At 35.9% G+C, this 13,315-nt stretch carries 16 protein-coding genes; 2 read left to right on the plus strand and 14 right to left on the minus strand.

Annotation, left to right across the window (positions count from 1 at the left end):
* Positions 1-51 precede the first annotated feature (51 nt).
* The gene (locus ACZYT3_RS04345; protein ID WP_464087808.1) at positions 52-1,107 is read left to right on the plus strand and encodes a transaldolase family protein; all 1,056 of its coding nucleotides are present in this window, start codon (positions 52-54) and stop codon (positions 1,105-1,107) included.
* Position 1,108: 1 nt separating this feature from the next.
* The gene (locus tag ACZYT3_RS04350) at positions 1,109-2,260 is read left to right on the plus strand and encodes an iron-containing alcohol dehydrogenase (RefSeq protein ID WP_294561593.1); all 1,152 of its coding nucleotides are present in this window, start codon (positions 1,109-1,111) and stop codon (positions 2,258-2,260) included.
* 98 nt (positions 2,261-2,358) lie between these two features.
* On the opposite strand, the gene ACZYT3_RS04355 is transcribed toward ACZYT3_RS04350, so the two are convergent.
* The 14 genes from ACZYT3_RS04355 to ACZYT3_RS04420 form a co-directional block, all read right to left on the minus strand.
* Positions 2,359-3,207 (minus strand): MurR/RpiR family transcriptional regulator, encoded by an 849-nt coding sequence (locus ACZYT3_RS04355; protein WP_464087809.1) that lies wholly within the window; start codon positions 3,205-3,207, stop codon positions 2,359-2,361.
* 104 nt (positions 3,208-3,311) lie between these two features.
* On the minus strand, positions 3,312-4,223 hold the full coding sequence (locus ACZYT3_RS04360) for an N-acetylglucosamine kinase (protein ID WP_464087810.1): 912 nt from the start codon (positions 4,221-4,223) through the stop codon (positions 3,312-3,314).
* Positions 4,208-5,317 (minus strand): DUF871 domain-containing protein, encoded by a 1,110-nt coding sequence (locus tag ACZYT3_RS04365; RefSeq protein WP_464087811.1) that lies wholly within the window; start codon positions 5,315-5,317, stop codon positions 4,208-4,210. Before ACZYT3_RS04365 ends, ACZYT3_RS04360 begins: the two co-directional genes overlap by 16 nt.
* 57 nt (positions 5,318-5,374) lie before the next feature.
* Entirely contained in the window at positions 5,375-6,730 is a 1,356-nt protein-coding gene (locus ACZYT3_RS04370) for a PTS sugar transporter subunit IIC (RefSeq protein WP_294561597.1), read from the minus strand.
* 26 nt (positions 6,731-6,756) lie between these two features.
* Complete coding sequence (locus ACZYT3_RS04375; protein ID WP_294561598.1) at positions 6,757-7,071, minus strand: PTS sugar transporter subunit IIB; 315 nt, start codon at positions 7,069-7,071, stop codon at positions 6,757-6,759.
* A gap of 109 nt (positions 7,072-7,180) precedes the next feature.
* Positions 7,181-7,543, minus strand: coding sequence for a hypothetical protein (locus ACZYT3_RS04380; protein ID WP_294561599.1), 363 nt, complete (start codon positions 7,541-7,543; stop codon positions 7,181-7,183).
* On the minus strand, positions 7,509-8,015 hold the full coding sequence (locus ACZYT3_RS04385) for an alpha/beta fold hydrolase (protein ID WP_464087871.1): 507 nt from the start codon (positions 8,013-8,015) through the stop codon (positions 7,509-7,511). Before ACZYT3_RS04385 ends, ACZYT3_RS04380 begins: the two co-directional genes overlap by 35 nt.
* Positions 7,982-8,245 (minus strand): hypothetical protein, encoded by a 264-nt coding sequence (locus tag ACZYT3_RS04390; protein WP_464087812.1) that lies wholly within the window; start codon positions 8,243-8,245, stop codon positions 7,982-7,984. Before ACZYT3_RS04390 ends, ACZYT3_RS04385 begins: the two co-directional genes overlap by 34 nt.
* An 8-nt stretch (positions 8,246-8,253) precedes the next feature.
* The gene (locus ACZYT3_RS04395; RefSeq protein ID WP_294561601.1) at positions 8,254-8,577 is read right to left on the minus strand and encodes a PTS lactose/cellobiose transporter subunit IIA; all 324 of its coding nucleotides are present in this window, start codon (positions 8,575-8,577) and stop codon (positions 8,254-8,256) included.
* Between the two features lie 16 nt (positions 8,578-8,593).
* Positions 8,594-9,502 (minus strand): N-acetylmuramic acid 6-phosphate etherase, encoded by a 909-nt coding sequence (gene murQ / locus ACZYT3_RS04400; RefSeq protein ID WP_464087813.1) that lies wholly within the window; start codon positions 9,500-9,502, stop codon positions 8,594-8,596.
* Positions 9,492-10,949, minus strand: a complete 1,458-nt coding sequence (locus ACZYT3_RS04405) for a glycoside hydrolase family 1 protein (protein ID WP_464087814.1) — start codon at positions 10,947-10,949, stop codon at positions 9,492-9,494. Before ACZYT3_RS04405 ends, murQ begins: the two co-directional genes overlap by 11 nt.
* Before the next feature lie 288 nt (positions 10,950-11,237).
* Positions 11,238-11,678 carry a hypothetical protein gene (locus ACZYT3_RS04410; RefSeq protein ID WP_464087815.1) on the minus strand — a complete coding sequence of 147 codons (441 nt, stop codon included), beginning with the start codon at positions 11,676-11,678 and terminating at the stop codon, positions 11,238-11,240.
* A 13-nt stretch (positions 11,679-11,691) separates the two neighbouring features.
* The gene (locus ACZYT3_RS04415) at positions 11,692-12,186 is read right to left on the minus strand and encodes a hypothetical protein (protein WP_464087816.1); all 495 of its coding nucleotides are present in this window, start codon (positions 12,184-12,186) and stop codon (positions 11,692-11,694) included.
* A gap of 321 nt (positions 12,187-12,507) precedes the next feature.
* Positions 12,508-13,251, minus strand: a complete 744-nt coding sequence (locus ACZYT3_RS04420) for a hypothetical protein (protein WP_464087817.1) — start codon at positions 13,249-13,251, stop codon at positions 12,508-12,510.
* Between the last annotated feature and the right edge of the window lie 64 nt (positions 13,252-13,315).

Below are 13,315 nucleotides of genomic sequence, written 5' to 3' on the forward strand. Positions count from 1 at the left end.
GATTCACTTTAATTTTTTCAACAAAGAAAAAGGAAAGAGGTAAAAGGCAAAATGAAAAAATTATTAGAAACTGTTACAAAATTTCCGCAGACACAGGTATGGAATGATTCCTGCAGCTGTAACGAGCTGAGCTATGCGATTGAAAACGGTGCAGTAGGCGCAACAACCAATCCGGTCATCGTTTTGAATGTATTGAAAAAAGAATTGAAGGAATGGGAACCGACAATTGAAAAGATCATTGCTGACAATCCGACTTTCAGTGAAGATGAAGTAGCATGGGAAGTGATCAAATCAATGGGAGCGAAAGCAAGCAAGCTTCTCTATCCTATATTTAAAAAAACAAACGGACAGAAAGGACGTATCTCTTTCCAGACAAACGCTAAATTTTATAATAATGCCGCTAAGATGGTCGATCATGCCTGCGAGCTGGCAGCAACCGTTGAAAATTCCCAGATAAAGGCTCCTGCTTCAAAAGCCGGTATCGAAGCCTATGAAGAAATGACCTATCGTGGTGTCAGCATCAATGCGACCGTTTCCTTCACCGTTGCTCAGGCCATTGCCGTTGCGGAAGCAGTTGAAAGAGGTCTGAAGCGTCGTGAAGCCGAAGGCTTGCCAATTGATACGATGCATCCGGTATGTACGATCATGGCAGGACGTGTCGATGACTATTTGAAAAATGATATCAAAGCAAAAGGAATGCTTGTAGAACCTGAAATATTGGAATGGGCAGGTGTCGCAGTTGTAAAGCATGCTTATCAGATATATAAGGAAAGAGGCTATCGTACACAATTGTTAGTAGCTGCTTACAGAAATCCTTATCACTGGCTGTCATTTATCGGCGGCGATATCGTTCTGACGATCCCTTATGCATGGCAGGTTAAATATAATGAATCTGATTATGAAATCAAAGACTATATGAGCCAGCCGGTAAATCCGGATTATCTATCTAAGCTGATGGAACTTGAAGAATTCCGCAAAGCCTATGATGAAGATGGTTTAAAACCTGAAGACTTTGAACATTATGGTGCCTTTAAAGCAACCATCAATTCATTCTTGGGAGGCTATGATGACCTCTGCAAGCTGATTCGTGGCTATATGGTGAAATAATATGGCACATACATTTTTAACTCCATCTAAGATCATCAGCGGCTCTAACGCTTTAAATGATGCTCAAGCCACGATAGCATCTTGCGGTACAAAAGCCCTGATCGTGACAGATGAAACGATGATCAAACTGGGAAATGCCCAAAAAGTCATTGATATCTTAAGTGCCAATGATCAAAAATTTGTTGTCTTTGCCGGTGTTACAGGCGAACCAAATGATATCATGATCGCTGATGGTGTCAAAGCTTATCAGGAAAATGAATGTGATTTCCTTATTGCCATCGGCGGCGGTTCACCGATTGATTCAATGAAAGCAATCGCTATGATGAACCAGTCAAAAGAACCGATTGCTTCTTACATGGGTAAAAACATTGAAATGGATCTGCCAAAGATGATCGCCATTCCGACAACGGCCGGAACAGGAAGTGAAGCAACGATGTTTACGATTATCACCGATACCGCATCAGAAGTAAAGATGCTTCTAAAAGGTGCCTGCCTCATTCCTGATGTAGCCATCATCGATCCACTATTCTCAATGAGTGCCCCTAAATCTGTAACAAGCTCCACAGGTATCGATGCCCTCTGCCATGCTGTTGAAGCCTATACTTCAAGAAAGGCACAGCCACTTTCCGATACCTTTGCACTTAGTGCCATCAAGAGAATCTTCAACAATCTTCTGATTGCTTACAACGAACCGTCTAATGAAGAAGCACGTATTCAGATGTCACTGGCTGCCTTAGAAGCAGGTATTGCTTTCAATAACTCTTCTGTAACGATCGTTCATGGCATGAGCCGTCCGATCGGTGCCCTCTTCCATGTGCCTCATGGATTAAGTAACGCCATGTTACTGGAAGGCTGCATGAAATATGTCGTTGATGGCGCTTATGATCGCTTTGCCGATATTGCCCGCTACACCGGTGTATCAACCAGCACTTCTGACAAAAAAGCTGCCAATGACTTCATCAATTATCTCGTTGATTTCCTTGCCAAGATGAATGTACCTACGATGAGTGAATATGGCATTGATAAGGAAACATTTGACGGATGCATTGATAAAATGGCAAATGATGCTTATGCCAGCGGATCACCAAGCAATACAAGAAAAGAAATCAAAGTCAGCGATATGGTTCGCTTATACAAAGAAATCTATAAATAATAGAAACTCCTGTTTGCGTTCACAAACAGGAGATTTTTTTTCATCATTGATTGATGAAAATATAAAGATTGCCTACATAAAAATCTGCAATACTACCATTACTTGTTCTTTTTTAATTTATGAATCAGGCTTCTTGTCTTTGTTAAAGCAGATTTGGTTTCATTGAAGTTTTCTTTTGCTATTCCATAGTAAATCAGATCTGTTAATACCAATGCAGAATTTCTTGAAGAAATTGCACCTAAGCGCAGTTCTTTTTCTTCAATCGGTGTATAAAGCTTTATATCTGCATTTTTTGATAACGTACTTTTCACATTATACTGTGTTATCGCTATAACCGGAACTTCATTTTCCTTTGCGTAATCTACAGCCAGGTTTACCATCTGGGTTTCACCGCTATAACTGATGGCTATTAAAATATCTTCTTTGCTGATATGGGCCAATCTGGCTAAAAGCACATCAAAATCCTCATGATAAATTACATTTCTATTAATACGGGTCAGTTTCTGCATAAAATCCATACAAACGATTCCACTGCCTCCTACTCCGATCAAATAGATATTCTTGGCATGTTTTACTTTATCTATTGCATTCTTTAAATTTGTGATATCAAGGAGCTTGTATGTCTGTTGAATATTACGTTCTGATATCTTTTGGATCTTCTTCACCATTACTTCGACAGAATCAGTTTTTTCAATTAAGACATTAAATAATTCATCACTTTCATCTTCATCTTTTGCTAAATCTAATTTCATAGCAGTAATACCTTTATAACCCAGCTTTTGCGCAAAGCGAATTGTCGCTGCAGCTGAAGTACCTGTTTCTTCTGCTAACCTTTGTGTCGTAAATGTCAGGGCTTGTTCTCGATTATTCAATATATAGTCTGCTATGCGTTTTTCTGTGGCAGTAAAAGAAGATGATGCTTGTTTTATTTTATATATGCAACTCACACTGTTACCTCTCTCTCCTTATTATAATATTATAATAACATTAAATTGATTGCCAAAGAAAGATTAAATTATTAAATAAGCAAGAATATCGGCTGTTTTTTCATTTATTTCTCTTTAAATGCATCTCTTGCAAGTAAATATGCTCCATATACCGGATTGTGAAGAGGAGCGATGATCTTTATTTTTTCATCACATAATTTGTTCAACGGATCTAAAATATAATGACCCGCTTTCCATACGCCACCGGCATAACTTACTAATACATTTTCCGGAAAATCTGATTCCAACGCATGGATCATTTGATACAGATGTTCTGCCGCTTCTTCATATATTGCAATTGCAGCGGCATCATTCTCTTTTGCCAATTCATATGCATATATTGCGAGATTTGCAATTTTATCACGCTTATTTTCCAAAACATTTGAGATGAAAGCTATCATATCATAATCATCATCTATTTCACATTTTTCCTTAAGATAGGACATAAGTGCTGTTTGAGGTTTTCGTCCGTCACACTGCATGGAATATTCCTGAAGAAGTCTTTTCGCAATCCAATATGCACTTCCTTCATCTCCGATCTGGAATCCCCAGCCACCACACCGGTCATACTCATCATTATGCTTAGCCAGTGCAATAGACCCTGTACCGGCAATCAACAAGATCCCATCTTTTCCATTCAATGCTCCTTCCAAAGCAATCTCTGCATCATTTTTTATGATATAAGCATGTCCTTGAAAGCTCTTGGCACATATCCTTTCTATTTTTTCCCTGATTTCCTTATTTTTCCCATAACCTGCCAATCCGGCACAAATATAAACTTCATCATCTATATCAATATTATTCTGCATGCATATTTTCTCTATACCGCTAACCAAAATTTGTATGGCTTCATTTTCTTCGACTTGCAGGACATGACAGCTGGAAAGCGTAAATTCACATACTTTTTCATTTTTCTCTGAATAACAAATAAAAGCTGTCTTTGTTCCGCCGCCATCAATTCCTACATAATATCGCATACTTCATCCTTTGCGAAACGAAATTTCTGCCATGGTTTGATGTAATCCAATAAAAATATTTCATTTTCTCTTATATGTCCCACGACATTCGACATACCCGTATTTTTCATATCATGCAGTGCTATTTGAAGCTCTCCCGCATAATGCCCGTATTTACTGCTTTCAATTACGATATCTCCTTTTTGAATCATTTCTTTTGGATGAAATAATTCAAAATCATGCCCTTTATATTTCACTCTGCTTTGCGTAGAACGAATCATGTTCTCATTTTTATCACCCCGATTGAAATGCAATTCTTCAAATAATATTTTTTGTTCGGTTTCGGGAACATTCTTTTCCAGCTTTACATGAAATGTGACCAAAGATAAATCCAAGTTACTCACACTGTCTAATTCTTCATCTGTTGGATAACAATTAGAAATGATGATATCATCTACACAATCCATTGCGATAAAATGCTGAACCTGTACATCGATAGGTAAATTTCTATGCATTTCCAATGTTGGTAAACCTTCTGTAACCGGCCATGATCCAAAGGTATTTTCATTTTGGCTTGTGACGAAGGCAGCGGTATGCAAACCATGCTTTTTAAATCGTTCTGTACATTTTTTAAAGAAATTTATTTCCAGACCTGAATATGCATGTGGGTAAAAGTTATGACAACCATATAAATTATAACGATTTGGCTGATAATCCATGATCGTATCAATGGTACTGACATCATTGCTCATATTAATTTCGATTTTTAAACCATATGGATTAAATGTCATGAGTGATTCTTCGCTTCCTGTAAATCCGACATCCAGACGTAATCCGTCAGCTCCGATTTCTTTAAAGAAAGATAAATCCTGATAGCTGATTCCCAGTTGTGAAAAAACTCTTGGGGCCACATCTACGATAATTTCAAAACCTTTTTCTTTCGCATATAAATTAATTTCTTTAAAATCCTGTTTTATCTCTTCCTTGCTTTTTTCTACTGATAATAAACAAGAAAATATTCTTGAAAATCCACGTGCTGCCGCTTTGTCAATATAAGACAGAATCGTTTCTTTATCTGATTTTTCCGGATAGATCGATATTCCTAATTTTCTCATATGTCCTCCTTTTACAATAAATGCCCTGTTTTATTCTAACAGAGCATTTCTATTTAGTTAAGCCTCACTTACTGATACATCCTGACATTCTTCTTTATATAATCCGTTATCATACATTCTGAAGAATGGATAATAAACGATGATCGATAAGATAATCAACAATACATTTAATACAGCAGCTCTCCAATCATTACCACAAGCAAGGAATGCTCCAATTGGTCCCGGCAGCGTCCAAGGTGAACTGGCAACTACGCGATTAACAAGTCCCATGGATGTTGCGATCCAGGCAATCAAGCTATTTAAGAGCGGTGCAATAATAAATGGAATGATCAATCTTGGATTTAATACGATAGGTGCTCCGAAAATCATCGGTTCATTGATATTAAATATTGATGGAATCAATGCTGTTTTTCCTAAAGCTTTACCATATGCAGAACGTGCTTTAAAGGCAAATAAGATCGCTAATCCCAATGTTGCACCTGAACCTCCGATCATGACAAACCACTGATAGAATGGCTCAGCAGCAATATTCGTTATCTCTGTACCGGAAACGAATGCTGTCGTATTTGCTTCTAATAATACCAGCCATAACGGACGAGCCAATGAACCTACGATTGACCAGCCATGAATACCAAATGACCAGAAGAATTGTGCTAAGAAGATAATCAAGAATACAGATGGCAAAGAATCTGAAGCCTTGATTAATGGTGAAATAATGGTAGCTACGATAGAATGTACATCAATTCCAATAAACATCGTTATCGTTGCGACAACTAATAAAACGATAGCAGTTGGCGTTAATGCTTCAAAAGATCTGGCAACTGAAGCCGGTACCTGAGCCGGCATAGAAATTTTGAATCCACTTTTCTGTGTAAATCTGAAGACTTCAACAGCAAAGAATGAAACAATAATTCCGATAAACATTCCGGCAGAACCTAAATTACCCATTGGCAATACAAATCCTGATGGTACTTGTGAAAGAAAATTGGCTAATTCTTCATTTGAAGCCGCTAAAGTTTTTATTCCTTCTGTAACTGCAGGAATCGATGAAGGAATAATGGTTAACAAGAATGCTAATTCTGAAAGAATTCCTCCTGACAGACCGTCTAAATCATAGGACTGTGCCAATGAATAACCAATACCGAATACAGCATATAATGTCATAATATACATGGAAACACGATATGGCATTAATATCTTCGTCTGATTTGCAGCTATAAACTGTGTAATCCCCCAATCACTTGGCATTGAATTTGGCAAGAAAGCAATAACCATGAACATTGATGAAACAATGATTAACGGTAATGTAGCAATAATACCATCACGAATGGCACGTAAATGACGCTGCTCTGCTAACTTGGCCATTGGTGTTGATAATTTCTCATCCATAAATTTTGTGATTTTATCAAACATCTTTAATTTCCCTCTCTTTCAATTTATTATTTTAAATCGCCTAACTCAGATTTGATCTGAGCTAATAATTTTGATCCGCCTAATGGCGTATAGCCTTGTGGCTGGATCAATACGCAAGGAACTCCGGCATCAGTCGCCTGGGCCTTCAATACATCGTAACGATGACGAATTTGCGGAGCAACTAACCCAATCGCATACCCGTTCTTAATTTCTTCTGCAAAAGCTTGCGTACTGCATTCAGAAACACTCATATCAATTCCATCCTTTTTTGCTGCTTCCTGTAATGCTTTTGCACAAATAGCACTCGACATCCCCTGCGAACAAACTAACAATACTTTCATGTACAATCTCCTTTCTGTTTTTCTAACCATGCTCATTATAGCATTGTAATCGCTTTCCTGCAATAATATTTTATTAATTTTTTATTTTTTTTGAAATATTATTTTACAATTACGCTATTATACCTGTATATACAACCAAAAAGATCAAAAAAGCTATAAATACAGATAAGAGCAATCCAACGATCCAAAATGATTTACATATCCCTGTCTTTCTTTCTATGAAAAACTGAGAAAAAGCTACCGAAAATCCTGAGAAAAGTCCTCCAAACAAGACGGTAGGCAAACGATAGTCGATCTTCATCCACTCACATGCCTGAGGTATCAAAAATAAAGATCCAAATGTAACGATAAGAATAAGAAAAGCACTCTTATATCCGAAAATGGGAATATCATAGTCCGTCACACCTGCAGAGGATCTATATTTTCTCTGCATATCCTTATTCTTTACTTGCCAAGTTTTTAATTCTGCCATAAAAATCATGAACCTCCTTTCGAACGCTTTCTGTATATGAAATTCTGCTGAAACAATGATCAGCATCAGGAATTAAAACCACTTCAGCTCCTGTATAAGCCTTCTTATAATTATCCAGGCTTTCCATTGTCACATATTGATCTTCTGTGCCCTGAACAATTTTTATCGGTCCCCGGTACCTGTCAATTCCACTAAAATATTCAAAATTTTTACTTTCTTCCATCAGCTTTGGATTTATTTTAAATCCATTTACTTCTAAATTACTTTCATCCATTGAATCACGTGTCATTTGAAATAATATTTCATCAAAATTTCCGGCCGGTGATAATAAAAACAATGATTCTACATTCATCTTTTTAGCCACATGAGAGGCGATAACTCCGCCCAAACTAAAAGCAAATAAATGTACCTTATAATTTTCCTTCTGAAATTGTCGAACTATATATTGGCATTGCTCAATTTGACTCTTGATACTTTCTTCTTCAAAAAACTACCATCACTATCCCCGGAACCTAAAAAGTCAAATCGATATACTGAAAAGCCTTCCTGACAAATATCATCTCCAAATGTACGAAGCATAAAGTGGTGATCCGCTTTATTACCCATAAACCCATGTATGATACAAACGATATCATGACCTTTTCCTTCATGCAAAAAGCCACGAATTGTTTTATCCTGAATTTTAATTTCTTTATATTTCATTTATATTCCTACTTATTTTCTAAATCATATAATCGTTTATTCATACGGATCAAATTTTCCGCAAGTGTACAAACTTCAATAGCCGCCATTAAATGATCCTGTGCATGAACAAATAAAACCGTGACTTCATGATGTTTGCCGGCAGCTTCTTCTTGAATCATTTCTGTCTGCACCTTATGTGCAGATACCAGGCTTTCATTGGCCTCATTTAATAATTCTTCGGCTTTCTCAAATTCTCCCTTTTCTGCACAAGCAATTGCCTCATAAGCCAATCCTTTCGCATTACCACCCTTACTTACTAATTCAAATACAATTAATTCCATGTTTTCCATTCTAATGAAACCTCCTTTATACACCTGTTCTGATTATTTTGGAAATATGCCCGTCAGCTTCTTCTAAAACTTTTTGAGCATTTGTCTTATCCATATTCATGATATGCATGATGATGGCAGTTTTTACGTTCTTTCCGCTCTCTGCAAATAAATCATTCGCTTCTTCATCATCAATTTTCAAAAGTTTTTTCAACATACCATTGGCACGCTTTTCCAGCTTCACATTCGTTGCCTGGACATCAACCATATAATTGTGAAAAACTTTTCCCATTTTTATCATCGTTGCAGTAGATATCATATTTAAAACCATTTTTTCTGCTGTTCCGGCTTTCATTCTCGTTGATCCTGTTACTACTTCCGGACCTGTTACCACTTCTACCGGAAAATCAGCATATTTTGAAATATCCGCATCTTCAACACAACAAATGCTGCCTGTTACTGCGCCAATAGAAGCCGCATACTTTAAAGCTCCTATGACATAAGGTGTTCTCCCGCTTGCGGCAATACCAATAACGATATCTTTAGAACTTAAATTTCTTTCATTCAAGTCTTTGATGCATTGATCAAATGAATCTTCTGCTCCTTCTTGTGCTGCAAAGATAGCTTTTTCTCCTCCGGCAATAATTCCCTGCACCAAATCTGCTGAAACCCCATAAGTAGGGGGACATTCAGAAGCATCTAAAATACCTAAACGCCCTGAAGTACCAGCTCCTATGTAAATGATACGTCCGCCATTTTTTACTGCTGCATAGGCCGCATCTACTAAAGCTGTTATTGCCGGAATCTGCTCTCTTACAGCATCTGCAACCTTTTGATCCTCATTATTTATTTTTATAAGAATTTCTTCAGTTGAGCAGCTGTCTATATCAACTGTATCCGGATTTTGCTGTTCTGTAATCAACCCTGCCAAACTTTTATTTTCCATGTACACTTTTCCTCTTCTCTCTAATAAAATTCTGATACCATGTAAAACTGTCTTTCTTATAACGATTATATGTTCCATTTCCAAAATTATCCGCATCTACATAAACGACACCATAACGTTTTTCCATTTCACAGCTTCCTGCAGATACGATATCTATGATTCCCCACATTATATATCCGATTAAATCCACGCCATCTTGAATAGCTTCTTCGATTTGTTCAAAATGTTCTTTAAGATATCTGATTCTATATTCATCATGAATCGTTAGATCTGGTTCCAAAACATCTCTGCTTCCCAATCCATTTTCTGAAATGAAGACAGGTTTTTGATATCGATCATATACTTTATTTAATGTGACTCTCAAACCGATGGGATCAATCTGCCAACCCCATTCAGTGGCTTTTAAATAAGGATTTTTTGTACTTACTACCAAGTTTCCGGCTGTTTTTTCTTTTTCCTCACAAGAAACAACTGAAGATTGATAATAAGAAAAGGAAACAAAATCAGCAGTATTTTTAAATAAAACGTCTTCATCTTCTTTTGTTATCTCAAATTCAATACCACGTTCCTCGAAAAATCGTGTCATATAAGACGGATATTTACCTCTTGCTAACACATCTGCGCAAAACCAAGTATTTGTATTTTCTTCAGTAACCATCTTCATATTATCCTCAGGACTACATGAATAAGGATAGTAACAAAAGCAAGCAATCATACAGCCAAATTTCCCTTTGACCATAGAATGACCAAGTTCAATAACTTTTGCACTAGCAACAAATTGATGATGTAACGACTTAAAAACAAGAGATTGATCATAATCCCCCTCCACAGGTTTCAATAGTCCTACACCGTTATAAGGTGAAAAATAACCAGCATTAATTTCATTAAATGGCAGATAATAATCAATATATTCACCCCAATTTTCAAATACGACCCTTGCAAACCTTACATAAAAATCAATAAGCTTTCGATTTGTCCAACCACCATATGCTTCTACCAAGTGTAGAGGAATTGCATAATGATTCATGGTCAAAAATATCTTTATACCTGCATCATGCAGTTTTTTTATAATTTTGTCATAATAATGGATCCCTTCCTGATTCGGTTCTTGTTCATCACCCTTTGGAAATAAACGGGCCCAGCTTATAGAAAAACGATAAATATCAATGCCCAGTTCTTTCAATAATGCAATATCTTCTTCCATACGATGATATCCGTCTGATCCTTTACGGAACGGATAATAACCGTCTTTAGACATCTTTGCCTGCTCAACGATATCTTTCGTTAATAAACGGGTATTCGTCGTTGCATTTGATGTTCTCTTCATATAAGGTCTGCAATCTTGGGTATCAATACCCTTTCCACCTTCATTCCATCCTCCTTCATATTGACTTGCGGCTGTTGCGCCACCCCACAAGATTTTTCTCTCTTCACATTTAAATTTCATTCGAGCCCTCCTAGAAACCGCTTTCTTAACATGTATAGTATAACATGTTTCAATCTGAAATGAAATAAAATTTTAATTATAATTAAAATATTTTGATAAATAATTTCAATTTTTATTTTACAATCTCCAAAATAATGCCTGTACATTTGATATGACCTTCCTCATTTTATGCCGGAAGATTCCCGGCAATAAAAAAATTTATAATCAAACTTTTATAAAAAATCACAACAGAAAACTCCTGCTTGCCAAACAAACAGGAGCTATATTTAATATTCATCATTTTAAAGCTCAATCTGACACTTTATAAGCATCAAAATATTCATACATCATATCCAGTTTCTCCAATAAACGATCCATGTAATTTTCATTTGCATCTTCATTAGGAACATACTTGACACCATCAATGCTTACACCGGATTCATTAACCAATACGATCGTTTCTTCACATCCCACACAATAACCATTCCAATTGTAAGTCAGTCGATATATCCAATCTCCTTCAAATGCTTCATCCGTTTTTTCTATATTACGGGAAACATTAGGAAAGAACATGATCATAGGATAACCATTTGCCCGATTGACAAATATATACCCGTCATCATCGACATATTCAAATTTAACACCTAAAGCGCTATAAAAAGAATCTTCCGGAAACTTATCCTGAGCCTGTGAGCACCCGGCAACGATAAGAGCAAAGATCATCCATACTACACATATTATTTTCTTCATACACTCACCTGACCTATTCTACATCTTCTTTGCATTCACCATATTCTTCGTACAGATAAGCGATCTGATCGAGCACAAGCTGATAATATTCCTCAGGATCAGAGCTTTCAGGAACATATTTGAAACCATTGACACTTAAACCATCTTCACTCAACAGCACAATTGTTTCCTCACAGTTGTCACAATACTCATTCCAATTATATGTAATTTTATAAAGCCACTGATCATTCGCTTCTTCATCGGTCTTACTAAATTTTAAGCCATAAAAATAAGTTAATAATGGATTACCTGTTGCTCCGTTATCCACATATAAATATTTTTCATTTTCTTCTTCAATATATTCAAATTTTGCACAATTAGCATATGTATAATTATCAAAAATTGTTCCTCTGTCAGGTTCCCTCCACCTTATCATCTGAATAACACCAACGACACTGATCAGCAATAGGCAGTCTGCCACAACAATAAATAACCGAAATACCAATGATTGTCTTAATTTCTCTTTCATATGATCTCCTTATATTATCCGATACGAAACCATCAAAATAGATACTACTATATCAATTCGTTTACACTCATAATCTCTAAATACTTATCATACATTTTGTATGATCACATCCAAGTCTTCTTCCGCAAATAGCTGATCATTTAAATATACCGTTATCTTTAACGTTTTTGGTATTTCCTAATTTTCATAAATATCAGCAGGAATCAAATAAGTCATGATAGGTACTTATAAAGATTGGTCTTTGCTTATTTTTTTAGGTAATATTTCAGACTTGGCACTTGTAAAACCGGTTGTTTCCGCAAAAAAATTCAGGAAATGTGATCAATCATCAAATATCTCTTTTTCATAAGGACCTGCTGTTTCTCTGCAACTGCCATCCAGATACAAAGCTTTTAAATCTTCCCGATCCTCCGGTATATCTTCATAACGATCATAAGTATGGATCTGTCCTACATACTCTACTGGTATCGTTTCTTCCATATTACTGCAAACAATCGTAACGTAAAGCGTTGACATACCTTTCTCATATTCTTCTTCACTAAAATTATTCTTCACTCTGGCATTTCCCATATTTCCTAATGTCTTATCAAAATAATATGCTACAAATTCATTAGAATCATATTTTACCGGTATTTCAAAGTCTTCAAAATATGGAATAATAAAACTATCAAATGTCATATAACCCGGCTCTTGTTTATAATAATCAACAAGTTTTTGATCAAGTGAAAAAGAAAATTTTTTAATATGAATCATTTCTTCATAAAGTGGCGCTATAACAATCTGATAACGATAAATATAAGATTCACCATAATAAGGGTAAGGGTCATCATAAAAAACTTTTGAAACATTTAATATTTTTACTTGAAAATGTTCTCCCTTTACATAAGTATCTGCATCAGCCTGAAAGAAATTTTTCATGCTTTCTGTCAAGTCTGGATTATTATTGTCAATAAGCTTTAGTTGTTTAGGCGTACAAGCCAGAAGTAAAAAACCAAGCAATATCATTCCATATTTTTTTATCTTCTTGCATTTATTTCTCAATATAAAACTACTATTACCTATCAACCTTCTATCCTCCATTTCTTTCAATACATGTTCATCTAAAATATCTTACATAAAACTGACTCAT

The sequence above is a fragment of the Traorella sp. mt218 genome (genome assembly GCF_055420025.1).